The following is a 277-nucleotide window of genomic DNA, read 5'->3' as shown; positions in this document are numbered from 1 at the left end:
GCTGCATCTTTTGATGCTGGTGGGGATTATCTTCGGTGTGTTTTTCCGTTCCGGCACCGGTTTTATGCAGCGCATTATCGATCCGAATGATTTTGTGGTGCTGCAAGACAGGCTATTTGCATCTTTTAATACGATAGACAGCCAGTTGCTGGGTTTGTCGACCGCGATTGTCGCTGTGGTCTCTGTGATCGCATGGCGCATTGGTCATCGTTTTGACATTCTGTCTTTGGGGCGTGAAACAGCAATTGGCCTTGGTATCAATTACAAGCGCACAACA

The 277-nt window shown here is 48.0% G+C and carries 1 protein-coding gene; it reads left to right on the top strand.

Features of this window, described 5'->3' with window-relative positions; genetic code table 11:
* Window positions 1–277, top strand: a 277-nt coding sequence (locus HBA93_RS20915; protein WP_221724552.1) for an iron chelate uptake ABC transporter family permease subunit, incomplete at both ends; no start/stop codon positions are given.

The sequence above is a fragment of the Ochrobactrum sp. SFR4 genome, assembly GCF_019730395.1.
In the GTDB taxonomy this organism is placed as follows: Bacteria; Pseudomonadota; Alphaproteobacteria; order Rhizobiales; family Rhizobiaceae; genus Pseudochrobactrum.
Note: the sequence above shows the minus strand (reverse complement) of the source record. Positions and strands in the feature narration are given on the sequence as shown.